Origin of the sequence: Pseudomonas sp. LP_7_YM, assembly GCF_004364435.1 — a bacterium.
In the GTDB taxonomy this organism is placed as follows: domain Bacteria; phylum Pseudomonadota; class Gammaproteobacteria; order Pseudomonadales; family Pseudomonadaceae; genus Aquipseudomonas.
Genome location: NZ_SOCT01000002.1, coordinates 217,223 through 242,519, shown reverse-complemented (window position 1 = coordinate 242,519; position 25,297 = coordinate 217,223). Strand labels below are relative to the sequence as shown.

25 protein-coding genes and 1 other RNA gene are annotated in these 25,297 nt (G+C 59.1%); 5 read left to right on the top strand and 21 right to left on the bottom strand.

Annotated elements, in window-relative coordinates:
• Window position 1 precedes the first annotated feature (1 nt).
• The 14 genes from EC915_RS06140 to rsmI form a co-directional block, all read right to left on the bottom strand.
• A complete protein-coding gene (locus EC915_RS06140) occupies window positions 2-961 on the bottom strand; it encodes a D-alanine--D-alanine ligase (protein ID WP_133749645.1) in 960 nt (319 codons plus the stop codon).
• The gene (murC, locus tag EC915_RS06135) at window positions 958-2,418 is read right to left on the bottom strand and encodes a UDP-N-acetylmuramate--L-alanine ligase (RefSeq protein WP_133749644.1); all 1,461 of its coding nucleotides are present in this window, start codon (window positions 2,416-2,418) and stop codon (window positions 958-960) included. Before murC ends, EC915_RS06140 begins: the two co-directional genes overlap by 4 nt.
• Complete coding sequence (gene murG / locus EC915_RS06130) at window positions 2,411-3,484, bottom strand: undecaprenyldiphospho-muramoylpentapeptide beta-N-acetylglucosaminyltransferase (protein WP_133749643.1); 1,074 nt, start codon at window positions 3,482-3,484, stop codon at window positions 2,411-2,413. Before murG ends, murC begins: the two co-directional genes overlap by 8 nt.
• Window positions 3,471-4,688, bottom strand: coding sequence for a putative lipid II flippase FtsW (gene ftsW / locus EC915_RS06125; RefSeq protein ID WP_133749642.1), 1,218 nt, complete (start codon window positions 4,686-4,688; stop codon window positions 3,471-3,473). The genes murG and ftsW overlap by 14 nt, the downstream gene beginning before the upstream one ends.
• On the bottom strand, window positions 4,685-6,031 hold the full coding sequence (gene murD, locus EC915_RS06120; RefSeq protein WP_133749641.1) for a UDP-N-acetylmuramoyl-L-alanine--D-glutamate ligase: 1,347 nt from the start codon (window positions 6,029-6,031) through the stop codon (window positions 4,685-4,687). Before murD ends, ftsW begins: the two co-directional genes overlap by 4 nt.
• 6 nt (window positions 6,032-6,037) lie before the next feature.
• A complete protein-coding gene (gene mraY, locus EC915_RS06115) occupies window positions 6,038-7,120 on the bottom strand; it encodes a phospho-N-acetylmuramoyl-pentapeptide-transferase (protein WP_133749640.1) in 1,083 nt (360 codons plus the stop codon).
• Window positions 7,120-8,490, bottom strand: coding sequence for a UDP-N-acetylmuramoyl-tripeptide--D-alanyl-D-alanine ligase (murF, locus tag EC915_RS06110; protein WP_133749639.1), 1,371 nt, complete (start codon window positions 8,488-8,490; stop codon window positions 7,120-7,122). Before murF ends, mraY begins: the two co-directional genes overlap by 1 nt.
• The gene (locus EC915_RS06105; protein ID WP_133749638.1) at window positions 8,483-9,946 is read right to left on the bottom strand and encodes a UDP-N-acetylmuramoyl-L-alanyl-D-glutamate--2,6-diaminopimelate ligase; all 1,464 of its coding nucleotides are present in this window, start codon (window positions 9,944-9,946) and stop codon (window positions 8,483-8,485) included. Before EC915_RS06105 ends, murF begins: the two co-directional genes overlap by 8 nt.
• Entirely contained in the window at window positions 9,946-11,694 is a 1,749-nt protein-coding gene (locus EC915_RS06100) for a penicillin-binding protein 2 (protein ID WP_133749637.1), read from the bottom strand. The genes EC915_RS06105 and EC915_RS06100 overlap by 1 nt, the downstream gene beginning before the upstream one ends.
• On the bottom strand, window positions 11,691-11,984 hold the full coding sequence (ftsL, locus tag EC915_RS06095) for a cell division protein FtsL (protein ID WP_110948514.1): 294 nt from the start codon (window positions 11,982-11,984) through the stop codon (window positions 11,691-11,693). Before ftsL ends, EC915_RS06100 begins: the two co-directional genes overlap by 4 nt.
• Window positions 11,981-12,928, bottom strand: coding sequence for a 16S rRNA (cytosine(1402)-N(4))-methyltransferase RsmH (rsmH, locus tag EC915_RS06090; RefSeq protein ID WP_133749636.1), 948 nt, complete (start codon window positions 12,926-12,928; stop codon window positions 11,981-11,983). Before rsmH ends, ftsL begins: the two co-directional genes overlap by 4 nt.
• The gene (mraZ, locus tag EC915_RS06085; RefSeq protein WP_110948512.1) at window positions 12,925-13,380 is read right to left on the bottom strand and encodes a division/cell wall cluster transcriptional repressor MraZ; all 456 of its coding nucleotides are present in this window, start codon (window positions 13,378-13,380) and stop codon (window positions 12,925-12,927) included. Before mraZ ends, rsmH begins: the two co-directional genes overlap by 4 nt.
• Window positions 13,381-13,686: 306 nt before the next feature.
• An RNA gene (rnpB, locus tag EC915_RS06080) (RNase P RNA component class A) lies at window positions 13,687-14,044 on the bottom strand.
• 86 nt (window positions 14,045-14,130) lie between these two features.
• Window positions 14,131-15,036 carry a 16S rRNA (cytidine(1402)-2'-O)-methyltransferase gene (rsmI, locus tag EC915_RS06075; RefSeq protein WP_133749635.1) on the bottom strand — a complete coding sequence of 302 codons (906 nt, stop codon included), beginning with the start codon at window positions 15,034-15,036 and terminating at the stop codon, window positions 14,131-14,133.
• A gap of 220 nt (window positions 15,037-15,256) precedes the next feature.
• Here rsmI and EC915_RS06070 point away from each other — a divergent pair, with 220 nt between their 5' ends.
• The 4 genes from EC915_RS06070 to EC915_RS06055 all read left to right on the top strand — a co-directional run bounded on the left by EC915_RS06070 (window position 15,257) and on the right by EC915_RS06055 (window position 18,769).
• The gene (locus EC915_RS06070) at window positions 15,257-17,071 is read left to right on the top strand and encodes a penicillin-binding protein activator (RefSeq protein ID WP_133749634.1); all 1,815 of its coding nucleotides are present in this window, start codon (window positions 15,257-15,259) and stop codon (window positions 17,069-17,071) included.
• The gene (locus EC915_RS06065; protein WP_133749633.1) at window positions 17,068-17,442 is read left to right on the top strand and encodes a YraN family protein; all 375 of its coding nucleotides are present in this window, start codon (window positions 17,068-17,070) and stop codon (window positions 17,440-17,442) included. Before EC915_RS06070 ends, EC915_RS06065 begins: the two co-directional genes overlap by 4 nt.
• A 158-nt stretch (window positions 17,443-17,600) precedes the next feature.
• On the top strand, window positions 17,601-18,194 hold the full coding sequence (locus EC915_RS06060; RefSeq protein ID WP_133749632.1) for a phosphoheptose isomerase: 594 nt from the start codon (window positions 17,601-17,603) through the stop codon (window positions 18,192-18,194).
• Window positions 18,191-18,769, top strand: a complete 579-nt coding sequence (locus EC915_RS06055) for a BON domain-containing protein (RefSeq protein WP_133749631.1) — start codon at window positions 18,191-18,193, stop codon at window positions 18,767-18,769. Before EC915_RS06060 ends, EC915_RS06055 begins: the two co-directional genes overlap by 4 nt.
• Window positions 18,770-18,952: 183 nt before the next feature.
• Here EC915_RS06055 and EC915_RS06050 read toward each other — a convergent pair whose 3' ends face one another.
• From EC915_RS06050 to rplM, 7 genes are all read right to left on the bottom strand, one after another.
• Window positions 18,953-19,363, bottom strand: a complete 411-nt coding sequence (locus EC915_RS06050; RefSeq protein WP_133749630.1) for a ClpXP protease specificity-enhancing factor — start codon at window positions 19,361-19,363, stop codon at window positions 18,953-18,955.
• Between the two features lie 18 nt (window positions 19,364-19,381).
• Window positions 19,382-19,999, bottom strand: a complete 618-nt coding sequence (locus EC915_RS06045; RefSeq protein WP_133749629.1) for a glutathione S-transferase N-terminal domain-containing protein — start codon at window positions 19,997-19,999, stop codon at window positions 19,382-19,384.
• Window positions 20,000-20,229: 230 nt separating this feature from the next.
• Complete coding sequence (locus tag EC915_RS06040; RefSeq protein WP_133749628.1) at window positions 20,230-20,985, bottom strand: cytochrome c1; 756 nt, start codon at window positions 20,983-20,985, stop codon at window positions 20,230-20,232.
• Window positions 20,985-22,196: a cytochrome b N-terminal domain-containing protein gene (locus tag EC915_RS06035; RefSeq protein WP_133749627.1), complete on the bottom strand. Its 1,212-nt coding sequence runs from the start codon at window positions 22,194-22,196 to the stop codon at window positions 20,985-20,987. The genes EC915_RS06040 and EC915_RS06035 overlap by 1 nt, the downstream gene beginning before the upstream one ends.
• A complete protein-coding gene (gene petA, locus EC915_RS06030) occupies window positions 22,193-22,789 on the bottom strand; it encodes a ubiquinol-cytochrome c reductase iron-sulfur subunit (protein WP_133749626.1) in 597 nt (198 codons plus the stop codon). Before petA ends, EC915_RS06035 begins: the two co-directional genes overlap by 4 nt.
• A gap of 248 nt (window positions 22,790-23,037) precedes the next feature.
• Window positions 23,038-23,430 (bottom strand): 30S ribosomal protein S9, encoded by a 393-nt coding sequence (gene rpsI, locus EC915_RS06025; RefSeq protein WP_133749625.1) that lies wholly within the window; start codon window positions 23,428-23,430, stop codon window positions 23,038-23,040.
• 14 nt (window positions 23,431-23,444) lie between these two features.
• A complete protein-coding gene (gene rplM / locus EC915_RS06020; RefSeq protein WP_133749624.1) occupies window positions 23,445-23,873 on the bottom strand; it encodes a 50S ribosomal protein L13 in 429 nt (142 codons plus the stop codon).
• 240 nt (window positions 23,874-24,113) lie between these two features.
• Between rplM and EC915_RS06015 the strand changes: the two genes are divergently transcribed.
• Window positions 24,114-25,151: an NADP(H)-dependent aldo-keto reductase gene (locus tag EC915_RS06015; RefSeq protein ID WP_133749623.1), complete on the top strand. Its 1,038-nt coding sequence runs from the start codon at window positions 24,114-24,116 to the stop codon at window positions 25,149-25,151.
• Window positions 25,152-25,297: the final 146 nt, after the last annotated feature.

The window sequence follows — 25,297 nt, the reverse complement described above, 5'->3', positions numbered from 1 at the left end:
TTTACCCCCGCACCTGGACACTGTCGGCCAGAATCGCCAACACCAACTGTTTGAAATCCAGACCCGCAGCATCCGCAGCCATGGGCACCAGACTGTGATCTGTCATGCCAGGCACCGTATTGACTTCCAGCAGCCAAAATTTGCCTTCGGCGTCCTGCATGACGTCAGTACGCGCCCATCCGGCGATGCCCACGGCTTCGCAGGCACGAGCGGTCAATGCCTTGAGTTCCTGTTCTTTGGCTGCGTCCAGGCCGCATGGGATCCGGTACTGGGTGTCGGAAGCCAGGTACTTGGCGTCGTAGTCGTAGAAACTGTGAGGGGTGCCCAGGCCGATGGGCGGCAATACCTGCCCACGCAGCGAGGCGACGGTGAACTCCGGACCTTGAATCCATTGTTCGACCAACACTTGTGAATCGTAGGTGCTGGCAGCTTTCCATGCGGCGATCAATTCGTCGACGCAGGTCACCTTGGCCATACCGATACTGGAGCCTTCATGGGCGGGTTTGACGATCAAAGGAAAGCCCAGTTCCGTCGCCGCAGAAATACAATCCGCTTCGCTGCCCGGTACCGCGTGACGTGGGGTCGGGAGTCCCAGGCTCTGCCAGACCTGCTTGGTGCGCAACTTGTCCATTGCCAGTGCCGAAGCCAGTACGCCGCTGCCGGTGTACGGGATTTGCAGGCACTCCAGCAGCCCCTGCATGGTGCCATCTTCGCCGCCACGACCGTGCAACACGATGAACGCGCGATCGATCTTTTCGCTTACCAGACGCTGAAGAAAATCGTCGCCCACGTCGATGGCAAACGCATCGACATCCGCGCTCTGCAACGCTTCAAGCACTGCTTTTCCAGATTTCAGGGAAACCTCCCGCTCCGCACTCTTGCCACCGAAGAGTACGGCTACCCGACCGAAGCTTTTGGGCTCCAGCGTCGGGAACAGGGAGACTTGCGCGGCGGCTGTCATTTCAGCTTACCTTCGGTTGAGGCAACGATGGCGCCCGTGAACAACGGGCTCTTGAGCAACTGCGGAGCCAGACCACCGATGTCGCCAGCGCCCTGACACAGCAGAATGTCGCCAGCGCGCAGCAGCGGCTTGACCAGCGGAGCGAGTTCAACGCCACGCTCGATGTAGATCGGGTCCAGTTGTCCGCGCTGACGAATGCTGTGCGCCAATTGACGGCTATCGGCACCCGGAATCGGCTCTTCGCCTGCCGGGTAGACTTCCATCAACAGCAAGACGTTGGCGTCATTGAGCACCTGCACGAAATCGTCATACAGGTCGCGAGTGCGGCTGTAACGGTGCGGCTGGTAAACCATGACCAAGCGGCGATCCGGCCAGCCACCGCGCACTGCATTGATGACCGCAGCGACCTCGCGAGGGTGATGACCGTAATCGTCCACCAGCATCACATTGCCGCCTTCCACCGGCAGCTCGCCGTAGACCTGGAAGCGACGCCCCACGCCCTGGAAGCCGGAAAGACCTTGAACAATGGCCTCGTCGCTGATGCCTTCGTCGGTCGCGATGGCGATGGTAGCCAGCGAGTTGAGCACGTTGTGGTTGCCAGGCATGTTCACCGACACGTCCAGCGGCGCACGATCACGACGCAAGACGGTGAAATGAGTATGCATGCCGTCCTGCCGGACATTGATTGCACGCACGTCCGCATCTTCGTTGAAGCCGTACGTCACCACAGGACGCTTCACCGCTGGCAGGATGTCGCACACCACCGGGTCGTCGGTGCACACTACGGCCAGACCGTAGAACGGCAGGTTGTGCAAAAACTCGACGAAGGTTTTCTTTAGTTTGTTGAAGTCGCCTTCGTAGGTCGCCATGTGGTCGGCGTCGATATTGGTGACGACCGCCACCAGCGGTTGCAGGTGCAGGAAACTGGCATCGCTTTCGTCCGCTTCGGCGATCAGGTAACGGCTGGTGCCGAGCTGAGCGTTGGTGCCTGCGGCGTTCAGACGACCGCCGATCACGAACGTCGGGTCAAGTCCGCCGGCTGCAAACACAGAAGCGATGAGGCTGGTGGTGGTGGTCTTGCCATGAGTCCCGGCAACGGCAATGCCGTGGCGGTAACGCATCAGTTCCGCCAACATTTCGGCGCGTGGTACTACCGGAATCCGACGTTCCAGAGCAGTCGCCACTTCTGGGTTGGCGGTATTGACAGCGCTGGAAACGACCAGCACGTCAGCCGCAGAGGCGTTCTCTGCCCGGTGGCCAATGAAGATGTGCGCGCCGAACGATTCAAGACGTTCGGTCACAGGCGAAGCCTTGAGGTCGGAACCGGAGACTTCGTAGCCCAGGTTCAACAACACTTCGGCAATACCGCACATGCCCACGCCGCCGATACCGACGAAGTGGATGCGTCGGATACGACGCATTTCCGGTTGTGGCATCGCACGTTGACTCTCAACCATGGACCACCTCCAGGCAGACATCAACGACAGTGTTGGTAGCATCCGGCTTGGCCAGTTGGCGGGCCGTGGTAGCCATGCGCTTCAATTGTTCGGGTTGCATCAAAACCTCTTTCAGGCGAGCCGCCATTTCGGCAGCGCCAGTTGTCGCTTGCGGCATCACGAAGGCGGCGCCTTCACGAGCCAGATATTCGGCATTGCGCGATTGGTGGTCGTCGATTGCATGGGGCAGCGGCACCAGCAATGACGGCAGACCAGCGGCAGCCAGTTCGCTGATGGTCAGCGCGCCTGCGCGGCAAACCACCAGATCCGCCCAGCCATAGGCCTGGGCCATGTCTTTGATGAAGGGGGCAATCTGCGCCTCGACACCGGCGGCGCGATAGCGCTCGGTGGTGACCTCATCGTGATTCCTGCCGGCCTGATGAAACACTTCAGGCCGTAGCTCCACTGGCACTTGGGCCAGTGCTTCAGGCAGCAATTTGTTCAGTGGCTCGGCACCCAGGCTTCCACCCAGCACAAGCAAGCGGGGTTTGCGCCCAGCCAGAGCCTGGCGTGGTGTCTCAAAAAACAGCTCGGCACGTACCGGGTTGCCGGTGGTGCGACGCTTGGCCGACGCAGCGAACGTCTGCGGGAAGGCTTCACACACACGGGCAGCGAACGAGGCCAGGCTGCGATTAGCGGTACCGGCGACAGCGTTTTGCTCATGGATGATCAACGGCACTCCAGCAAGCCTGGCTGCCAGACCGCCGGGGCCGGTCACATAGCCGCCGAAACCAACGACACATACCGGTTTGAGCTCGCGGACGACTTGGCGCGCCTGCAATAACGCTTTGAACAGCATGAATGGCGCTTTGAGCAACGAAAGACGGCCCTTGCCGCGCAGTCCCGTGACGTTGATCAGATGCAATTGCAGACCCGCCGCAGGCACCAGATCGTTTTCGATTCCGCGCGGCGTACCCAGCCAATGCACGGTGTAGCCGCGCGCTTGAAACTCGTGGGCGCAAGCCAGTGCCGGGAACACATGTCCGCCGGTGCCACCCGCCATGATCAATACATTACCGACGGCCATGAGTCGGCTCCTCGGCAAAATCACTCTCGTTGAACTCGGCCTCTTCGCTGCCCATGTTGTTGCGCGACTCCCACTCGATACGCAGCAACAAACCCAGACTCGCGCAGCAGATGATCAGCGAGCTGCCGCCGTAGCTGAGAAATGGCAGGGTCAGCCCTTTGGTCGGCAACAGGCCGACGTTCACGCCGATGTTGATCAAAAACTGACCGATCCACAGGAAAGCCAGGCCGTAAGCGGTGTAAGCAGCGAAAAACTGCTTGGCGCGCTCTGCCCACATACCGATGTACATGGCGCGGATACTGACGAACACGAACAAGGCGACGGTCGCCAGTGAGCCCACAACGCCCAGCTCTTCGGCCAGGACCGAGAACACGAAGTCAGTGTGCGCCTCTGGGAGATAGAACTGCTTCTGCACGCTGTTACCCAGACCGACACCGAACCATTCACCGCGACCGAAGGCAATCAGCGCCTGAGTCAACTGGTAACCCGAACCGAACTGATCCGACCACGGGTCGGTAAAGGTAATCAGACGGGCCATCCGGTAAGGCTGCGCCTGGACCAGCACGAATACCGCACCCACAGCCAGCGCAACCATCAAGGAAAAACGGAACAGGCCAACCCCGCCGAGAAACAGCATCGCGGCCGCTGAACCCATCATTACCACGGTGGCGCCGAAGTCAGGCTCCATCAGTAACAGACCGGCCATCGGCAGCAGCACGATGAAGGGTTTGAAGAACCCCATCCAGCTTTCACGCACTTCCTGCTGACGACGAATCAGATAACCGGCAAGGAAGATCACCACGAATACCTTGGCAATTTCCGAAGGCTGTACGTTGAACATGCCAAAGCCAATCCAGCGCATCGAACCGTTCACCTCGCGCCCGATGCCGGGCACGATCACCATAAACAGCAGGCCGAAGGCGCCGATCAGCATCAGCCAGCCCAGACGCTGCCAGGTCGCGACCGGGATCATCATGGTGGTAATGCACGCGCCCAAGCCCAGCACCAGATAAATCAGGTGGCGGGTCATCATGTACAGCGCGTTGCCCGACTGCACGGCAGCCACTTCCGACGAGGCAGAGGTAATCATGACCAAGCCCAGACCGAGCAGGGCCAGGCAACCGGCGAGCATCGGGAAATCAACGTCGACGCCGCGACCGCTGATGATCGGCGATGGATAGGGCTTGATCACGCCAAAAATCATGACAAGTTCTCCACTGCCTGAGCGAACAGACGTCCACGCTCTTCGAAATTCTTGAACATATCCAGGCTTGCGCAGGCCGGGGACAGCAACACGGCATCCCCTTTCTGAGCCAATTGGGCGGCACGTTGCACAGCTTCTTCCAATGTGTTGACGCGTATCTTGGGTACTGAGTCGCCGAACGTCGCGGCGAGCAGTTCAGCGTCGCGTCCCAGCAGGACGACGGCGCGACAATGGACGGTGACAGGAGCTTTGAGTGCGTTGAAATCTGCGCCCTTGCCATCGCCGCCTGCAATCAGGACCAGCTTGCCGGTGATGTCCGCACCCAAGCCTTCGACGGCTGCCAATGCAGCGCCGACATTGGTGGCTTTGGAATCATCGTAATAACTGACGTCAGCCAACTCGCGGACCCACTGGCAACGATGAGGCAGCCCGGCAAAACCACGCAGCGCCACAAGCATTGGCTCCCATGGCAGACCGGCGGCATGACCCAGGGCCAGCGCCGCCAGAGCATTGGCCTGGTTGTGTGCGCCACGGATCTTCAATTCACTGACCGGCATCAGGTTTTCGAACTGAAACGCCAGGTATTTTTCGCCGTTCTCTTCCCGCAGACCGAAGCCATTGATATCAGGTTTGTTCAGGCCGAAGGTCCAGCACGGTACGCCTTCGCCAATCAACGGACGCGACAGGGCGTCCTGCCGATTAACCACCACCTGACGAGCGCCACGAAAAATCCGGTGCTTGGCCAGGTGATACGCCGGCAGGCCGCTGTAGCGGTCCATGTGGTCTTCACTGACGTTGAGTACGGTAGCGACTTCAGCGCCCAGTTGATCGGTGGTTTCCAACTGGAAGCTCGACAGCTCCATCACATACAGCTCGATGTCATCGCTGAGCAGATCCAGCGCAGGCGTCCCGAGATTGCCGCCCACCGCAACGCGCTTGCCAGCCGCCGCAGCCATTTCGCCAACCAGCGTGGTCACGGTGCTTTTCGCGTTCGAACCGCTGATGGCAATGATGGGCGCCTTCGCGTGACGCGCGAACAACTCCAGATCGCCGGACAGTTTCACGCCACGGGCCGCGGCCTGTTGCAGTGCAGGGGTTGCCAATGCAAGACCGGGGCTCACGTACAACTCGTCGGCGCGGCAAAGGAATTCGACATCCAGCTCGCCACAACGCACTTCCACCTGAGGGTAGTCACGGCGCAAGGATGCCAGCTCCGGAGGACTTTCCCGCGTATCGGCCACAGCAAACGACACACCCCGGTTCGCCAGGAAGCGAACCAGGGACATGCCGCTCTTGCCGAGGCCGACAATGATGCGGAAGTGGTCGGAAGCGATCAGTGACACTCTGTCTTACCTCAGTTTCAACGTGGCAAGGCCGATCAGCACGAGAATCACGGTGATGATCCAGAAACGGACGATCACGCGCGGCTCGGGCCAGCCCTTGAGTTCAAAGTGGTGGTGGATCGGCGCCATACGGAAAACGCGGCGGCCGGTCAATTTAAAGGAAGCGACCTGAATGACTACTGACAGGGTCTCCATCACGAACACACCGCCCATGATGAACAGGACGATTTCCTGACGCACGATGACCGCGATGGTGCCCAGCGCAGCGCCCAGCGCCAGCGCGCCGACATCGCCCATGAAGACCTGGGCCGGATAAGTGTTGAACCAGAGAAAGCCCAGCCCGGCGCCAATCAGCGCACCGCAGAACACAATCAGCTCGCCCGCCCCCGGCACATAGGGAATCAACAGGTATTCGGCAAACTTCACGTTACCGGACAGATAGCAGAAGATACCCAAGGCACCGCCGACCATGACCGTTGGCATGATTGCCAGACCGTCCAGGCCATCGGTGAGGTTGACCGCATTGCTGGAGCCGACGATCACGAAGTAGGTAAGCACTACGAAGCCAATGCCCAAAGGAATAGTGAAGTCCTTGAGCATCGGGATCAGCAGCGTGGTTTCCACAGGCGATTGCGCACTCACATAAAGGAAGATCGCAGCGCCCAGACCGAACACCGATTGCCAGAAATACTTCCAGCGGCTTGGCAGGCCCTTGGAATTCTTCTCGATGACCTTGCGATAGTCGTCGACCCAGCCGATGCCGCCGAACAGCAGCGTGACGATCAGCACTACCCACACATAGCGGTTGGAGAGGTCGGCCCACAACAGGGTTGCGATGCCGATAGCGGACAGAATCAGCGCACCGCCCATGGTCGGGGTGCCGGATTTGGACAGATGGGACTGAGGGCCGTCATTACGGACCGATTGGCCGATCTGCTTATTCTGCAGGGCACGGATCATCCATGGGCCCAAGCACAAAGAGAGTGACAATGCAGTGAGCACGCCAAGGATCCCGCGCAGGGTCAGGTACTGGAAGACCGCGAAGCCTTTGTAGAACTGTTGCAGATACTCGGCCAGCAGCAGCAGCATTAATGTTTCTCCAAACTAATAGCGCACAGGGCCGCCACGACGTTTTCCATCGCGGCACTGCGAGAACCTTTGATCAAAATGGTTGTGTTTTTTTCTTGCTCGGCGCCCAGCGCCTCGATCAGGTCGGCCTGAGTCGCAAAATGTCGCGCATCCTGCCCGAAAGCCTTGACGGCATGGGCCATCAACGGACCGACGGCATACAATGCGTCGACCTTTGCGGCTGCATAAGCACCGACGTCGCGATGGCCCTGCTCTGCCCAGTTACCAAGCTCGCCGATGTCGCCCAGCACCAGCACCCGGCGGCCCTTGAAACCGGCCAGAATGTCGGTAGCTGCGGCCACGGAAGTCGGGTTGGCGTTGTAAGTGTCGTCAATTACCCGGAGCCCGTTTTTTGCCAGCTGCGCAACCGTGCGCCCCTTGACCGGCTGAACACCGTTGAGCCCGGCGACGATATCCGGCATCGATACGTTCAGCGCGTGCGCAGCCGCCGCTGCAGCCAATGCATTGGCTACGTTGTGCGCACCCAGCAGGTTCAACTGCACCTGTGCCGAACCGCTCGGGCTGTGCAGTGTGAAAGCGGGACAGCCTCGGGCGTCGATGCCCACGTCGCTGGCATACAGGTCCGCTTCGCTGCTGTTGCTTGAGAAGCTCAGCACTTTGCGTGCACCGGCGCGAGCAAACCAGATGTCGAATGCCTTGTCATCGCGATTCAGCACTGCAATGCCACGCGCATCGAGGCCTTCCAGAATCTCGCCCTTGGCCTCGACAATTTTGTCGGGACCGCCGAACTCGCCCACGTGAGCGGTCCCGGCATTGGTGATGACAGTGACGTGCGGCTTGGTCAGACTGACAGTGAAAGCGATTTCGCCGATCCGCGACGCGCCCAACTCGATGACCGCGGCGTCAAACTCCGGTTCCAGCTCCAACAGCGTCAGCGGCACACCCAGTTCATTATTCAGATTGCCGCGAGTCGCCAGCACCGAGCCACGCGTACGCAGGATGCTTGCGAGCATCTCCTTGACCGTCGTCTTGCCGCTGGAGCCGGTGATTGCAGCCATTGGCTTGTTGATGAAAGCATTGCGATTCATGGCTCCCAACTGCGCCAGCGCCTTACGGGTATCGCCAACGATCAGTTGCGGCAGAGCGCTGCCTGGCATCTCACGCTCCACCAGCGCGCCAACTGCACCTTTAGCAGCGACCTGATCCATATAATCATGACCGTCGAAATTCGGACCGGTCAGTGCTACGAACAACTGCCCCGGATTGATCGCCCGGCTATCGATACTGACGCCATCGAAACTCGCGTCATCGCCAACACGCCGCGCATCGAGCGGCACCAGCAGCTCACTGAACGAAAGCGGCTTATGCATGTGCAGCCTCCCATGCGTCCAGTGCCTTGGCGGCTTCTTCCAGGTCGGAGAACGGATGGCGCTGACCATCGACTTCCTGGTAATCCTCGTGCCCCTTGCCTGCCAGCACGATGACGTCTTCGGCCTGTGCATTGGCGATAATTTGCGCGATAGCCTGGCCACGCCCGGCAACGAACTCAACGCCATTCACTGCAGTGAAACCTGCGCGAATGTCATCAAAAATACGCGCAGGGTCTTCGGTGCGCGGGTTGTCATCGGTGACCAGTACCTTGTCGGCCAGACGCTCAACCACTTCGGCCATCAGTGGACGCTTGCCGCGATCGCGATCACCGCCACAACCGAACAGGCAGGTCAGTTGACCTTTGGCGTGCGGACGCAAAGCGCCAAGGACTTTTTCCAGCGCGTCCGGGGTGTGGGCGTAATCGACCACTACCAGAGGCCGCGCGCCGCCGCCCAAACGTTGCATGCGTCCAACCGGACCTTCGAGGATCGGCAGCACCTTGAGGATGTCGTCCAGCGGATAATCCAGACCCAGCAAGGCGCCCACAGCCGCCAGCACGTTGCTCAGGTTGAAACGGCCCAGCAGACTGCTGCGCAGGACATGATCACCCTGTGACGTAACCAGGGTGGCGCGCACACCGTCGTCGTCAAAATGCGCATCGCGGCAGAACAGAGACGCGCCACTGTTTTCCAGGCTGTAAGTGATCAGGCGCGACGCGTCGGGTTTGGCGGCCAGTTGGCAACCGAATTCATCGTCAAGGTTGATCACGCGGCAACTCAGGTCCTCCCAGGCAAACAGCTTGGCCTTGGCGGAGCCATAAGCTTGCATCGTGCCGTGGTAATCCAGATGGTCCCGGGACAGGTTGGTCATCACGGCAACGTCGAACGCCAGCGCTGTGACGCGCCCTTGGTCCAGACCATGGGACGAGACTTCCATGGCGATAGCCTTGGCTCCGGCCTTTTTAAGATCGTAGAGGGTCGACTGCACGGAGATCGGATCGGGCGTGGTGTGAACCCCGCCTTTCAATTCACTGTAAAAACCGGTGCCCAACGTGCCGATCAGACCGCAGTGCTGACCCAGCTTGTCGAGCGCTTGCGCGATCAACTGGGTGACACTGGTCTTGCCGTTGGTGCCGGTCACGCCTACCAGATTCAGGCTGCGGCTCGGATCGCCATAAAAACGGCCGGCAATATCCGACAGCTGCGCGGCCAGGCGCTTGACCGGAATCATCGGGATATCCGTAATCGGCAGCACCTTGGCGCCTTCGACTTCATAGGCCACGGCGGCCGCGCCGTGAGCAATGGCGTCAGTGATGTGGGCGCGGCCGTCGACTTTCAGACCCGGGATCGCCAGGAATAGATCGCCTGGACGGACCTTGCGGCTGTCCAGCGTCAGTTCACGGATCAGCAGGTCCCGGTCGCTCTGGGCGAAAATCTTGCTCAAGTTGAAAGGCATCAGCCGTGCCCTCCCTTGATCGGCACAACCAGCGGAGCAGCGTTGGCTTGCTGCTCCGGCGGAACCGGCGCGAGGTTGTCCGGGCGTATGTTCATCAACCGCAATGTCCCAGACATCACCTTGCTGAACACGGGTGCGGAAACCAGACCGCCGAAGTAGCCGCCTTTGCTAGGTTCGTCGATCACTACCACGATGGCGTAACGCGGATTGCTCATCGGGCCAAACCCGGCGAACAGCGAGCGATAGGAGTTCTCGGCGTAGCCTTTGGTGCCCACCGAAGTCTTGCGCGCAGTACCTGACTTGCCCGCCACGTGATACGACGGCACTCGCGCACGATAAACGCCGCGCGGGTCTTCGATTACCTGTTGCAGCATGCCCTGCAGGGTTTTAGCGGTCGCTTCAGGAATTGCCTGAACCGACTCCGAAGGCTTGTCGGTCTTCAGGATGGTCAGCGGGACGATCTTGCCGTTGTTGGCCAGCGCCGAGTAGGCGTGCACCAGTTGCAGCGCCGTCACCGAAAGGCCATAGCCATAGGAAAGGGTTGCAGTTTCTGCCTTGCGCCACTCGCGATAGTTCGGCAGGTTGCCGACGCGCTCGCCAGGGAAGCCCAAGCCTGTGTACTGCCCCAGCCCCACACGCTGCATGGCGCGGAAGATCGCTTCGCCGCCGACGTCGAACGCGACTTTACTCATGCCAACGTTACTGGAGTTGATCAGGATGCCGGTCAGGTCGAGGATCGGTCCCTCGGTCTTGGTCACGTCACGGATGGTGTATTTGCCAATCTGCAGCGTGCCGGGATACACCTCGACCTTGTCGCTGGGTTTCCAGCGGCCACTGTCCAGCGCTGCTGTCATGGAAATCGGCTTCATGGTCGAGCCTGGCTCGAACACGTCGATGATCGCCCGGTTACGCATTGCGGCCGGAACCATGGTGCGGCGGTTATTCGGGTTATAAGTCGGCTGGTTGACCATCGCCAGCACCTCGCCGGTTTTCACGTCCATGATCACCAGGCTGCCCGCCTTGGCGTCGTTTTCCTGAATCGCGTTGCGCAGCTCGCGGGTCGCCAGGTATTGCAGGCGCAGATCAATAGACAAAGCCAAGGTCTTGCCGGCCTTGGCGTTTTTCTTGACTTGCAGGTCCTTGATCAGCCTGCCTCGCCGATCCTTGATCACTTGCCTTCTGCCGGGCACGCCCGCCAGCCAGTCATCATAGGCGAGCTCAACACCTTCGCGACCGTGGTCGTCAAGGTCGGTAAAGCCAACCATATGAGCCGTCACGTCGCCGGCAGGATAGAAGCGGCGAAACTCTTCCTTGCCGTAGACGCCCGGCACTTTGAGATCGAGCACCGACTGGCCCTGCTCCGGCGTCAGCCCGCGAACCAGATAGATGAACTCTTTACTGGCCTGCTCGTTCAAGCGCTCGGCCAGAGCCTTCGGATCCTGACCCAACGTCTGCGCCAGTTGCGACCACTTGCTCTTGTCCGCCTGCATTTCAGACGGGTTGGCCCAAATGGTAGTGACCGGGGTACTGACAGCCAGAGGCTCACCGTTACGGTCGGTAATCAGACCACGGTGCGCGGGAATGGAAACGTTGCGCAGGCTGCGCGCGTCGCCCTGTTCGATCAGGAAGCGGTGATCGATGACCTGCAGGTCAACGATGCGGTAGGCAATCGCCGCCACCAGCACAGACAGTAGCCCGACCACGACGCGGAACCGCCAAGGGTAAAGTGCCCCTTCCAGTTTCATCATGGCGAGACCATCCGGATATCGGCGGCGTTCGGGATACGCATTTTCAGCTGGTCAGTCGCCAGCGCTTCAATGCGACTGTGGGCCGTCCAGGTGCTTTGCTCAAGAATCAGGCGCCCCCACTCAGCTTGCGCCTTGTCGCGGACACTGAGCTCGGCGTACAGCGAGTTGAGCAACTGGCGGTTCCAGTGAGCGCTATAGGAAACGGCAATCGCTGAAACGAGGACGGCAATGAACAGCAGCAGCATGAAAAAACTGCCGCCGGGCAACGGCTTGAAGAAACCGCGACTCACCGTAGTTTCTCCGCAACACGCATCACTGCACTGCGCGAACGTGAATTGGCACGGGTTTCGTCGTCAGAGGCAAACTGTGCCTTGCCGATCAGCTTGATGCGCGGTTCGAACGCCTGGTGCCGGATCGGCAGGTTGCGAGGCATGTTGTCTGCCTCCCCCTTTACCAGCTTGCGCATGAACTGCTTGACGATGCGGTCTTCCAGCGAGTGGAAGCTGATGACAGCCAGACGGCCGCCCACTTCGAGGACTTCCAGCGCGGCTTCGAGGCCAGCTTCAAGATCGCCGAGTTCGTTGTTGAGGTGAATGCGCAAGCCCTGAAAGGCGCGCGTTGCAGGGTTCTTGCCCTTTTCCCAGGCAGGATTGGCCACTTTCAGCACCTCGGCCAGATCGGCGGTGCGTTCAAAAGGTTGGGTGTCGCGACGATTGACGACGGCACCGGCCATGCGCTTGGCGAAACGCTCTTCGCCGTATTCCTTGAAGACGCGGGCAATCTCCTCGACAGTTGCGCTATTGACGAAATCGGCAGCACTGATCCCCCGAGAAGGGTCCATGCGCATGTCCAACGGGCCATCGTTCATGAAACTGAAGCCACGCTCAGGGTCGTCCAATTGCGGCGACGAAACTCCAAGATCAAGCAGGATGCCGCTGACTTTTCCCGTGATGCCGCGTTCCAGAGCCTCCGCGCCCATTTCGGCAAAACTGCGCTGCACAATGACAAAGCGGCCGTCTTCGGCCGCCAGCGCTTGCCCTGTGGCAATCGCTTGAGGATCCTTATCAAATCCGAGGAGTCGGCCATCCGGCCCGAGCTGCTGCAGGATGAGCCGACTGTGCCCTCCGCGTCCAAACGTACCATCCAGATAGCAGCCATCGCTGCGCACCGCGAGAGCCTCGACGGCTTCTTCAAGCAGTACGGTGATGTGGGTAAAGCCGCTATTCGTAGTCACAGGATCAAATCACGCAGTTCATCAGGCATCGCGCCCGGTTTTTGTATGGCCGCAAGGTCAGCATCAGCAAGTGCGTTCCAGGCGTCTTCATCCCACAGTTGAAACTTGTTCAGCTGGCCTACCAGCATTACCCGCTTGTCGAGCTTGGCGTAATCACGTAAACGCGGCGGCACTAGAAAGCGCCCACTGCCATCAAGCTCCAGATCAACCGCATTACCGATCAGCAGTCGCTGCAAACGGCGATTCTCTTCGCGAAAAGTAGCGAGCTCCCGCAATTTGGCTTCGATCAATTCCCACTCCGGGAGCGGATAGATGCACAAGCAGGGGTCGACGGTATCTATGGTCACAATCAACTGGCCGGAGCTACGCGAATCCAACTCGTCACGGTACCGGCTCGGCATAGCGAGACGACCCTTTGCGTCGAGATTGATTGCGTTTGCACCACGGAACACAGGCGCTTTCTCCGAACATTATCGTTTTGCGGTTGAAAAACCCACTTCACGCCACTTTCCGCCACTTGCGCACACTATAGGAATGCGCCCACCACACCGTCAAGGCAACTTCTTAAGGAAAAGCCTTACAGGACGGAGATTTACGACGGGTAAGAGAAGGGATTTGGGGAAATTCGGGAGGCTCTAAGGAATAAACCTGAGAGAACTCAAAAAGATGAGCACTGAACTTAAAGTGCTTTATGAGGTTTAAGATTTTTTTGGCATTACAAAGAGGGGGAAATGGTACAAACGAGGGGAGAAAAAGAGGTGGAGAGTCGATCTGTAAGCCGGGTTCTGTCGAGGACAGTCATTCCTCTACGATGGCCATCACTGGACACCTTTAGCAACCTACCCGGTTCCAGCGCGGGCCACGCCTAGGAACCCTATTTGGTCTTGCTCCGAGTGGGGTTTACCTAGCCACGAACTGTTGCCAGACGTGCGGTGCGCTCTTACCGCACCTTTTCACCCTTACCGGCACCGAAGTGCTTAGGCGGTTATTTTCTGTGGCACTTTCCGTAGGCTCGCGCCTCCCAGGCGTTACCTGGCACTCTGCCCTATGGAGCCCGGACTTTCCTCCCCCCCTCATTGCGGAACAATGAAAGGCAGCGACTGTCCAATCGACTCTCCGCCGCCAAGGGTAATGGCAGGGCGATAGAAGAACAAGCTTTAATCCACCCTCGCACCTTTACGCAAAGCGCGCGCGACCCACGGTCACTCTCCTTTCTGCTTCTCCAAAGCGACTTGATACAGCAGGTTCTTGCGCACGCCCGTGATCTCGGCCGCCACAGCTGCCGCGCGTTTGAGTGGCATTTCCCGCAATAGCAAATCCAGCACCCGGCGGGCTTCCGCGCCAATGGCGTCTTCTCCTTCAGGCTCGCTCCAGCCCGCCACCAACACCACGCATTCGCCGCGCTGCTGGTTACTGTCGCCTTCGACAAATGCCCGGAGCTCACCCAATGGCAGACCTTTGAGGGTTTCGAAAGTTTTAGTCAGTTCACGGCCAAGGACTGCCGCACGCTGAGCACCGAAGATTTCTTCGAGATCCTGCAGGCATTCCAGAATCCGGTGCGGTGCTTCATAGAAGATCACCGTGCGAGGTTCTTCCTTGAGCAATTCCAGGCGCGCCTTACGCCCCACTGACTTGGCCGGGAGAAAACCCTCGAAGATAAAACGATCGGATGGCAAACCTGCTGCGGACAGGGCGGCGATCAACGCACATGCGCCTGGAACCGGCACTACCTGAATCCCGGCAGCACGCGCCTGACGAACAAGGTGATAGCCAGGATCCGAAATCAGCGGGGTTCCGGCGTCAGAGATCAAAGCCACGTCATCGCCAGCCTGCAACCGCGCAATGAAACGGCTGCCCTCTTCCCGCTCGTTGTGCTCGTGGCAAGCGGCCAATGGGGTTGTGATGCCAAAGTGCTGCATGAGACGCAACGAATGCCTGGTATCTTCCGCAGCAATCAACGACACCTCGCGCAATACCTTCAAGGCACGCACACTCATGTCATCCAGGTTGCCTATCGGCGTGGCCACCACATAAAGCGAGCCTGTAGTGGAATTCAAAGCACCCGGAGCAGTCAAAGCGCACACCTCATGTTCGATTAAAGCCCGCATTGTACAGGTTAAGGCGATGCAGACAGGGAGATTGAGAAGTGGCGGGCATACGCGCTACACACCCACGGCATGACCCCCACTTCGCAAACCCTGGTTTGAAACGCTCGGTGGTGCTTCAAGCGTCCACTATTATTGATGCCGTAACGCTTACAACATCGCGCCCCGGCCAGTGCTTGGGTACAATTCCACGCTAATTTGCTCAAGTATCAGGAACATAGACATGATCGCTTGCCTGCGGCTGTTATCTGCCCTCTGCCTGGCTGCCTTGTTGGCCGCTTGTGCCGGTTCGCCCTCCTCCGGCCTTGGGGAACTGCCACGCACACCCGACGCCAGCATCGAGCAATTGCTCGAACAAGCCGCCGCTGCCAAGTCACCTGACCAGGCTGCCCTGTTGCGTCTGACCGCTGCCGATCTGGCCGCACGTCAGAACAACCCCGGTCGCGCTGCCAGCATTCTCGAGCAGGTCCAGATGGACCAGCTCAAGACCGACAAGCAGATCTACGCCAATACGCTGTCCGCCGAACTGGCTCTGGGCCGCAGCCAGCCAAAAGCAGCGCTGACCTCACTCAATCACCCCAGCATGCAGCATCTGGGTGAAATGCCGGTCGACCTGCAGACCCGAGCCCACACCGCCCGCGCCCGCGCTCTTGAGACAGATGGCCAGACCCTCGCCGCAGCCAGCGAACGTGTGTTCATGGGGCCGCTGCTGCAAGGCGACGCCTTGAGCGCCAACAATGACGCCATCTGGACCCTGGTCGCAGCCCTGCCTCCCGAGCAACTGCAAAGCACCGCCAACGACGACATGGGCGGCTGGCTGAGCCTGGCTCGAGCAGTCAAAGGTGCTGGTACCCTGGAACAGCAACAGGCCGCCATCGACAACTGGAAAGCACAGAACCCACAACACCCAGCGGCACGCCAACTGCCGACCACACTCGCGCAATTGCGTGACCTGAAAAGCGAGCCGCTGACCAAGATTGCTCTGTTGCTGCCCCAGGAGGGCCAGCTGGCTTCGGTATCGCGCGCGCTGCGTGACGGGTTCATGGCTGCTCACTATCAGGCACAACAGGCAGGGCAGAATCCACCCGCCGTCGAGGTGTTCGACAGCTCACGCGTTACCTCCATGGACGCCTTCTACGCTCAGGCCAAGGCCGCCGGGGTTCAACTGGTTGTCGGGCCGCTGGAAAAACCACTGGTCAAACAGTTGAGCACCCATCAGCAACTGCCAATTACAACTCTGGCCCTTAATTACAGCGACTCCACCGCTCAAGGCCCTGCCGAGCTGTTTCAGTTCGGTCTCGCCGCAGAAGACGAAGCCCGTGAAGTGGCCCGTCGCGCCTGGGCAGATGGCAAACGCAGCGCCGTGGCAATGGTGCCGAAAGGCGAATGGGGCGACCGTGTGCTTGAGGCTTTCCGTCAGAGCTGGCAAGCCAAGGGCGGCACCTTCCTGGGTGTCGAGCGCATCGACCAGCCCGTTGCCCTGGCCCAGCAAGTCGCCGATCTGTTTCAACTGCGTAACAGCGAAGGCCGCGCCCAGCGTCTGCAGAGCACCACTGGCGCTCAGATGGCTGCCCAGCCTAACCGTCGTCAGGACGTCGACTTCATGTTCCTGGCTGCCACGCCACAACAGGCTCAACAGATCAAGCCAACCATGGTCTTCCAGTACGCTGGCGACGTTCCGGTCTATGCGACCTCGCACCTGTTCACCAACAGCAACGATCAGGCGATGTACAACGACCTGAGCGGTGTGCGCTTCTGCGAAACCCCGTGGTTGCTGAACGCTACCGATCCGTTGCGCCAGCAAGTCACCGCCCAGTGGCCGCAGGCATCGGGAAGTCTGGGCCGTCTCTACGCCATGGGCATCGACGCCTATCGCCTGGCGCCGCGCCTGAGCCAGCTCAAAGCACTGCCGGACAGTCGAATTGATGGCCTTTCCGGCAGCCTGGCAATCGGCCAGGGCCAGCGCATCGAGCGTCAGTTGCCTTGGGCACAGTTCGTCGATGGCAAGGTTCAACGCCTGCCGGACACCGCTCCTTGACCTCAAGCAATACCCGACAGACCGCAGGGCGCGAGGCCGAAGCCTACGCCCTGCGACACTTGCTGCAACACGGTTTGCAGCTCATTACACGAAATTGGTCATGCAAACGCGGCGAGCTTGATCTGGTCATGCTCGACGGCGATACAGTAGTATTCGTCGAAGTTCGCTATCGACGCCACGCTGGATGGGGTGGCGCAATGGAAAGCGTCGATCTTCGCAAGCAGGCAAAGCTCACCCTGGCCGCACAATGTTTTCTGCAAAGCGAGTCGAAATGGGCAAACTCCCCTTGCCGCTTCGATGTCGTGGCAATCAATGGTGATCCCGGCGTGGCACCTGCGCTGAACTGGTTGCAGAACGCGTTCGACAGCTGACCGCTTCGATCACAAGACTGTGCTGATACGCTCTCCGGAATCTATAACCCAGACTGTTTTTCGCTCTTTGCTTTGCGGGCTGCACAGTTTTGTGCCGGGAAGCCGATGACCTGAGTCACACATTGCCCGACCAGCCGCCCTTATTAAGGTTTTCATAGATGGACATGCAATCCCGAATTCGACAGCTTTTTCAGGCCAGCATCGATACCAAGCAACAGGCGATGGACGTTCTTGCACCTTACATCGAGCAAGCCAGCCAGGTGATGGTCAACGCCCTGCTCAACGAAGGCAAAATGCTTGCGTGCGGCAATGGGGGGTCGGCCGGCGACGCGCAGCACTTTTCCTCCGAGCTGCTCAACCGTTTCGAGCGCGAGCGACCGAGCCTGCCAGCTATTGCGCTGACCACCGACACCTCGACCATCACCTCGATTGCCAACGATTACAGTTACAACGAAATCTTTTCCAAACAGATCCGCGCGCTGGGTCAACCGGGAGACGTGCTGCTGGCGATCTCCACCAGTGGTAATTCTGCCAACATCATCCAGGCCATCCAGGCCGCCCACGACCGGGAAATGATTGTCGTGGCCCTGACCGGTCGCGACGGCGGTGACGTGGCCTCTCTGCTGTTGCCGGAGGACGTGGAAATCCGTGTACCGGCCAAGGTCACGGCACGTATCCAGGAAGTCCACCTGCTGTCGATCCACTGTCTTTGCGACTTGATCGACAGCCAATTGTTCGGGAGTGAAGAATGATATCCAAACGTCTCAGCCTGCTGACCCTGACGCTCTGCCTGGGCATCAGCGGATGCAGCTCGGTGATCAATGCCAGTCGCGAAGCGCCGATCGACGACGATCGCGGTACCCGCACCTTTGGCAGCAAGATCGATGACTCGCTGATCGAAACCAAAGTCTCCGTTAACGTGGCCAAGGCCAGTCCGGATCTGGACAGTGCCTCGCACATCGTCGTCACCAGCTTCAATGGCGTGGTGCTGCTGGCTGGCCAGACCCCGCGCGCCGACCTCAAGCAACTGGCAGAGCAGACCGCGAGCCAGGTGCAGAAGGTCAAGAAGGTCAACAACGAGCTGCAGGTCATGGAGCCCTCCTCGCTGCTGGCGCGCAGCAACGATGCCTGGCTGACCAGCAAGATCAAGACCGAAATGCTGACTGACAGCGCCATTCCAGGCTCACGCATCAAGGTCGTGACCGAAAACGGCATCGTCTACTTGCTGGGGCTGCTGACCCAGGCAGAAGCCAGCCGCGCGACCAATCTGGTTCAGGGCGTGGCAGGCGTGCAGAAGATCGTGAAGCTGTTTGAGTACATTGATTAAACCAACGCGCGCTTGATGTTCGGGGCCGTACACGGCTCCACTGCTGCCTGAAGGGCGCAGGAGTGGGATCGCGAGCCAGCTTGCTCCTACGGTCTTCGGCCAGAATCAATTCCCGCGCTGACCACGCAGACACAAAAAAAGGCGATCCCGAGGGATCGCCTTTTTCGTCTTTGCGCAGCCGGCTTACTTGACCACTTTCAGACTCGGACGACCGCTTGGGCGTGGCGGCTCGTCGTCTGGCGGCAAATCGTCGTCCACGCCCAGATCCTCGTCCTCATCCACTGTGGGCTCCAGATCAAAGACCATGCCCTGGCCGTTCTCACGGGCATAGATGCCCATGACTGCGGCCACGGGCACATAGAGGCTGTGTGGAACACCGCCGAAGCGGCCTTCGAAGCTCACCGCGTCATTGTCCATGTGCAAATGGCGCACGGCGCTGGGCGAGAAGTTAAGGACGATCTGGCCATCGTTGGCGAAACCTTGCGGGACTTGCACGGCCGGATATTCGGCGTTCACCAGAATGTGCGGTGTGCAATCGTTATCCACGATCCACTCATAAAGCGCGCGGATCAGATAGGGGCGACTGGAGTTCATCGAACGGTTCCTTAGGCCTTAGCGCATGTCGCGTTCGGCAGCAGACAGACTTGCCTGGAATGCCTCACGCGCAAACTGGCGCTCCATATAATCAAGCAGCGGCTTGGCAGGCCGCGGCAACTCGATACCCAGAATCGGCAGGCGCCAGAGTATGGGCAATAGACAGCAGTCGACCAGACTTTGCTCGTCACTGAGGAAAAAAGGCTTTTCCGCGAACAATGGCGAAACGCCGGTCAGACTTTCGCGCAACTCCTTGCGCGCCTGAACACGGGCAGCTTCTTTGCTGCGCGGATCCAGGATGACATCCACTGAGGCACACCAGTCACGCTGAATCCGATGGATCAGCAGCCGGCTGTTGGCCCGGGCCACCGGATACACCGGGAGCAGAGGCGGATGCGGATAACGCTCATCCAGGTATTCCATCACCACCGTCGACTCGTACAACGCCAGGTCACGATCAACCAGCGTAGGCACGCTGCCGTACGGATTCACCTCGATCAGCCTGGGCGGATGACGACCGTCCACCACATCAATGATCTCGGCGCTGACACCTTTCTCGGCGAGCACAATACGCACGCGATGGGAATAGTGGTCGGCGGGGTCGGAGTAACAGGCCAACCGATTGGTCACGCCCATGGCGGTCCTCCTCGCTTGTTGAATTTCGAAAGCACAAAAAAATAAACGCGCCTCAAAGGCGCATCCGGCAACAGCCACACGAAGCAGGTACACGTCGCGGGGCGACAAGATAGCTCATTTACCCGAAGTAAATTCTGCAATCTTTCGCCCGTCACTATACGCGCTCCGCAGCCATTCCCCGAACGGGCCTGTGCAGAGCGCATGGTGACCATGGCCTGAACAACCTCGGTTCAGCGCATATCCTTCCAGTATTCGCGCTTGAGCAGGTAGGCGAAGGCGAACAGAATCGCCAGATACAGCAACACGTAAGTGCCAATGCGCTGATGCTGCAGCTTGTCCGGATTTGCCGAGTAGGCAAGGAAGGTCACCAGATTCTTCACTTTGTCATCGAACTGTCCTTCGCTCAGGCTCCCGGTCCCCGGCAGGATGGTCAACCGATCACAGCCGTCGCGAGGCACTGACGAACCGGGCATCGGCGCGTGAGACTTTTCGCAATCAATCACCTGACGCCCTTGCAGCCCCGCAAGTACGTTGGGCATGGCAACGTTCGGGAACACTGTGTTATTCACCCCCCAGGGGCGCGCAGGGTCCTCGTAGAACGAACGCAGGTAGTCGTAGAGCCAATCAGTGCCGCGCACCCGTGCCACGAGCGTCAGATCGGGCGGTGCAACGCCGAGCCAGAGCCTTGCATCTACCGGCTGCATCGCCGAGACCATATGGTCGCCGAGCTTGGCGCCGGTGAGCATCAGCTTGCCCAGCATTACGTCATGGGGAATGCCGAGGTCGTCAGCAACGCGCTCATAACGTTGAAATCTGGCGCTGTGGCACCCCATGCAATAGGTGACGAACGTCTGCACGCCATCTTGCATCGCGGCCTTGTCAGACACGTCGATATTGACTCTCGCCGATTCCGAATCAGCGTGCCCGGCCGCGAGAGACAAGACCGGCAGCGCGGCGAGTATGAAAATGCTCAATAGCGTTTTCATCAGCCCGTCACTCTTTCCGGAACCGGTTTTGTCCTCTCCATCAGGGTGTAAAACGGCATCAGAAGGAAGCAGGCGAAATACAGGAACGTACACACTCTGGACAACACCAGACGCAAAGGATCAAGCGGCTGCACGCCGAGAATGCCCAGAATCACGAAGACCGCACAGAACAGCAGCAGCCCGATCCGGCTGGGCCAGCCCTTGTATCGCATGGATTTGACCGGACTTCGGTCCAGCCAAGGCAATACGAACAGCACCGCAACCGCCGCCCCCATCGCCATGACACCCATAAATTTGTCCGGAATGGCGCGCAAGATCGCGTAGAACGGCGTGAAGTACCACACTGGCGCTATGTGTTCCGGCGTCTTCAGGGGGTTGGCCTGCTCAAAGTTAGCCTTCTCCAGGACATACCCGCCCATGTCGGGGAAGAAGAACACGATCGAACAGAAGACCGCGAGAAACACTACGACGCCAACGAGATCCTTGACGGTGTAGTAAGGATGGAACGCAACGCCGTCCAGCGGTTTGCCGTTTTCGTCCACATGCTTATTGATGTCCACGCCATCAGGGTTGTTCGATCCGACTTCATGAAGCGCCAGCAGGTGCAACACCACCAAGCCAAAGATCACAAGCGGCAGCGCTATCACATGCAAGGCAAAGAAGCGGTTCAACGTGATGCCCGAGACCACATAGTCACCGCGAATCCACTGAGCGAGGTCAGCGCCGACCACCGGGACTGCGCCGAACAGAGAGATGATCACCTGAGCACCCCAGTACGACATCTGCCCCCAAGGCAGCAAGTAACCCGTGAAAGCCTCTGCCATCAGTGTGAGGTAGATGAGCATGCCAAACGCCCACACCAGCTCCCGCGGCTTCTGATAGGACCCATAAAGCAATCCGCGAAACATATGCAGATAAATCACGACAAAGAATGCTGAGGCACCAGTGGAATGCAGCAGACGCAGGATCGAGCCATACGCGACGTCACGCATGATGTATTCGATGGACGCAAACGCCTCCTCTGCCGAAGGGGTGTAGCTCATCGCCAGCCAGATGCCGGTGACGATTTGATTAACCAGTACCAGCAGCGCCAGTGAGCCGAAGTGATAAAAGAAATTAAGGTTCTTGGGGACGTAGTACTGGCTCAGGTGTGTTTGCCACATCGACGTCAGCGGGAAACGCGCATCGATCCATTCTCTGAGTTTGCTCATGCCCTTTCCTTCTGATCGACACCGATGACGATGATTGAATCCGACTCGTAGGAATGCGGCGGCACAGCCAGATTCAGGGGCGCAGGCTGCGCCTTGTAGACACGCCCAGCCAGATCGTAATGCGAGCCGTGGCAGGGGCAGAAGTATCCACCCACCCAGTCTTTGCCTAGGTCGGCGGGTGCGACTTCAGGGCGAAATGCGGGAGAGCAGCCCAGATGCGTACAGATTCCAACCACCAGCAATATTTCAGGCCTGATCGAGCGAACGACAGGGTCAACGTAATCCGGTTGAATGGAGTTTCTCGATTCGGGATCAGAAAGCTGCGCGGTGAGCCTGCCCAGGTTGTCCAGAATTTCGGGCGTGCGACGGACGATAAAGACCGGTTGCCCGCGCCATTGGGCAACCATCTGCTGACCTGGTTCGATTTTGCTGATATTGACCTTTACAGGTGCTCCCGCCGCTTTGGCTTTTGCACCGGGAAACCATGACCCCACGAACGGGACCGCAGCGCCCGCCACGCCTACCGCTCCCACCACAGAGGTGGCCGCGACGAGGAAGCGACGTCGACCTGCATTCACCCGGTCCTTACTCATTCGACCCTCTTCACCAGACTTAGAAGCCTGCTTAATCAAGCGCGCTTGTGACGATTGGTTGGCTGGCCGAGCCTGCCCATGGCAGTCAAACTCACCCTGGCCTGTTCGACGGGGCATTTGCTCCAACCGGAAGACCTTTGAAAAGGCGCGGCCACGGATGATACGTGCGATCCGAGGCAATGAAAGACATCCATAAAAAAACGCCCAGTTCCGCAAGGAAACTGAGCGTTCTTTTGAACGAAAGCGAATTAACGCTTCGAGTACTGCGGACGCTTACGCGCTTTACGCAGACCGACTTTCTTACGTTCAACTTCGCGAGCATCGCGAGTAACGAAGCCAGCTTTGCGAAGCGCGCCACGCAGGGTTTCGTCGTAGGACATCAGAGCACGAGTGATGCCGTGGCGGATTGCGCCAGCTTGCCCACTCACACCACCGCCGATGACGGTAATGTAGATGTCGAACTTTTCAACAGTGTCGGTCAGTTCGAGCGGCTGACGAACTACCATGCGGGCAGTTTCGCGACCGAAGAACGAATCCAGCGAGCGATTGTTGATGGAGATGTTACCGGTACCTGGACGCAGGAAAACGCGTGCGGTTGCGGTCTTGCGACGGCCAGTGCCGTAATTTTGAGTCGCCGACATAATGAACTATTCCGTTAAAACTTCAGTTCTTGGGGCTGCTGAGCAGTATGAGGGTGTGCAGCGCCCGCATAGACTTTCAGCTTACGATACATGTCGCGACCCAGCGGGTTCTTGGGCAGCATGCCTTTGACCGCGGTCTCGATCACGCGCTCAGGAGCTTTGGCGATCAGCTTTTCAAAGTTGATCGACTTGATCCCGCCCGGGAAACCGGAGTGAGAGTAGTAGATCTTGTCGGTTGTCTTGGCGCCAGTAACACGGATCTGCTCAGCGTTGATCACGACGATGTAGTCGCCAGTGTCGACGTGCGGAGTGTATTCCGGTTTGTGCTTGCCACGCAGACGGCTCGCGATCTCAGTGGCCAGACGACCCAGAGTCTGGCCAGCAGCGTCGACGACATACCAATCGCGCTTTACTGTTTCCGGTTTAGCGGTAAAAGTTTTCATTCTTTAAAGCCTCAAAGGCCGCCCTGAAAAATAGACGGCGGAGCATACTCATTAGTACGGTCTTTGACAAGTCAAAGGCCGCCGGGCACGAACGCTATAGGGGGCTCGGGTCAGCGCGCTCGATCGCAGCGGTGTCTTGTGTCGCGGGGCATCACTCCCATGACAAAGAGACGCGGAATTATGCAGATTGCGAAAAAAATTTCAACCTGCTTTTATGGCTCTTTTCAAAAGGAGCGCCAGATGGACTATCGCAAACTGGGTAGAACCGACCTTAATGTCAGCGCAATCTGCCTCGGCACGATGACCTGGGGCGAGCAAAACAGCGAGTCCGAGGCCTTCGCGCAGATCGAGCGGGCAAAAGCGGCAGGCATCAATTTCCTGGATACAGCCGAGATGTATCCGGTGCCGCCGAAGAAAGAAACCTACGCCAGCACCGAAATCATCATCGGCAACTGGTTCAGGAAGCGTGGTGATCGTGCCGACTGGATTCTGGCCAGCAAGATCGCCGGCCCCGGCAACGGGATAGATTACATTCGCGACGGCCTGCTGAAATTCAACCGCGACCATATCGTTGCCGCTCTGGACGCCAGCCTGAAGCGTCTGCAGACCGACTACCTTGACCTTTACCAGTTGCACTGGCCTGAACGCAGCACCAACTTTTTCGGCAAGCTGGGCTATACCCACAGCGATGAGCAGTTCACGCCACTGCGCGAAACCCTCCAGGTGCTGGACGAACAGGTCAAGGCGGGCAAGATCCGCCACGTCGGTCTGTCCAATGAAACGCCTTGGGGCACCATGAAATACCTGGCCGAATCCGATGCCCACGGCCTGGGGCGTCCGGTTTCAATCCAGAACCCGTACAACTTGCTCAATCGCAGCTTTGAAGTGGGTCTGGCGGAAGTCGCCCTCCGCGAGCAATGCGGTCTGCTGGCGTACTCGCCGCTGGCCTTCGGCCTGCTTTCCGGCAAGTACGCCAACGGCGCACGCCCGGCGAAAGGCCGTCTGAGCCTTTACAGCCGTTTTACCCGCTACTTCAACCCGCAATCGGAAGCTGCCTGCGCGCGTTACGTCGCCCTGGCCCGCGAACACGGCCTGGACCCGGCACAGATGGCGCTGGCATTCGTCACGGGCCGTCCATTCGTGACCAGTAACATCATCGGCGCAACGACGCTGGAGCAACTGGACAGCAACATCGCCGGCGCGCAACAGGTGCTTTGCGAAGAGGTGCTGGCAGCGATCGAGGCCATCCACAAGGATCAACCCAACCCCGCGCCCTGATGCGTGCTTTATAGAGACTTCGCGCCGGGCGACCAAACGCCCGGCCATCACAAATGCGATTGGCCACGGCACTGGACACACTCCACAAAAAATAAGACGATCAGGCCGTCGCTTGACCACTTTCCCATATAAGAACAACAGATTAT

Bases quoted from the DNA above. Each gene is read 5' to 3' on its own strand.
- rsmI (WP_133749635.1), bottom strand. From the start codon at position 15,036: ATGCGGGCTTTAATCGAACATGAGGTGTGCGCTTTGACTGCTCCGGGT.
- EC915_RS06140 (WP_133749645.1), bottom strand. From the start codon at position 961: ATGACAGCCGCCGCGCAAGTCTCCCTGTTCCCGACGCTGGAGCCCAAA.
- EC915_RS06070 (WP_133749634.1), top strand. From the start codon at position 15,257: ATGATCGCTTGCCTGCGGCTGTTATCTGCCCTCTGCCTGGCTGCCTTG.
- petA (WP_133749626.1), bottom strand. From the start codon at position 22,789: ATGAGTAAGGACCGGGTGAATGCAGGTCGACGTCGCTTCCTCGTCGCG.
- rplM (WP_133749624.1), bottom strand. From the start codon at position 23,873: ATGAAAACTTTTACCGCTAAACCGGAAACAGTAAAGCGCGATTGGTAT.
- EC915_RS06105 (WP_133749638.1), bottom strand. From the start codon at position 9,946: ATGCCTTTCAACTTGAGCAAGATTTTCGCCCAGAGCGACCGGGACCTG.
- EC915_RS06040 (WP_133749628.1), bottom strand. From the start codon at position 20,985: ATGAAAACGCTATTGAGCATTTTCATACTCGCCGCGCTGCCGGTCTTG.
- murC (WP_133749644.1), bottom strand. From the start codon at position 2,418: ATGGTTGAGAGTCAACGTGCGATGCCACAACCGGAAATGCGTCGTATC.
- EC915_RS06015 (WP_133749623.1), top strand. From the start codon at position 24,114: ATGGACTATCGCAAACTGGGTAGAACCGACCTTAATGTCAGCGCAATC.
- EC915_RS06050 (WP_133749630.1), bottom strand. From the start codon at position 19,363: ATGAACTCCAGTCGCCCCTATCTGATCCGCGCGCTTTATGAGTGGATC.
- EC915_RS06035 (WP_133749627.1), bottom strand. From the start codon at position 22,196: ATGAGCAAACTCAGAGAATGGATCGATGCGCGTTTCCCGCTGACGTCG.
- mraY (WP_133749640.1), bottom strand. From the start codon at position 7,120: ATGCTGCTGCTGCTGGCCGAGTATCTGCAACAGTTCTACAAAGGCTTC.
- rpsI (WP_133749625.1), bottom strand. From the start codon at position 23,430: ATGTCGGCGACTCAAAATTACGGCACTGGCCGTCGCAAGACCGCAACC.
- murG (WP_133749643.1), bottom strand. From the start codon at position 3,484: ATGGCCGTCGGTAATGTATTGATCATGGCGGGTGGCACCGGCGGACAT.
- EC915_RS06055 (WP_133749631.1), top strand. From the start codon at position 18,191: ATGATATCCAAACGTCTCAGCCTGCTGACCCTGACGCTCTGCCTGGGC.
- EC915_RS06100 (WP_133749637.1), bottom strand. From the start codon at position 11,694: ATGATGAAACTGGAAGGGGCACTTTACCCTTGGCGGTTCCGCGTCGTG.
- EC915_RS06045 (WP_133749629.1), bottom strand. From the start codon at position 19,999: ATGGGCGTGACCAATCGGTTGGCCTGTTACTCCGACCCCGCCGACCAC.
- murF (WP_133749639.1), bottom strand. From the start codon at position 8,490: ATGCATAAGCCGCTTTCGTTCAGTGAGCTGCTGGTGCCGCTCGATGCG.
- EC915_RS06060 (WP_133749632.1), top strand. From the start codon at position 17,601: ATGGACATGCAATCCCGAATTCGACAGCTTTTTCAGGCCAGCATCGAT.
- ftsW (WP_133749642.1), bottom strand. From the start codon at position 4,688: ATGATTTTTGGCGTGATCAAGCCCTATCCATCGCCGATCATCAGCGGT.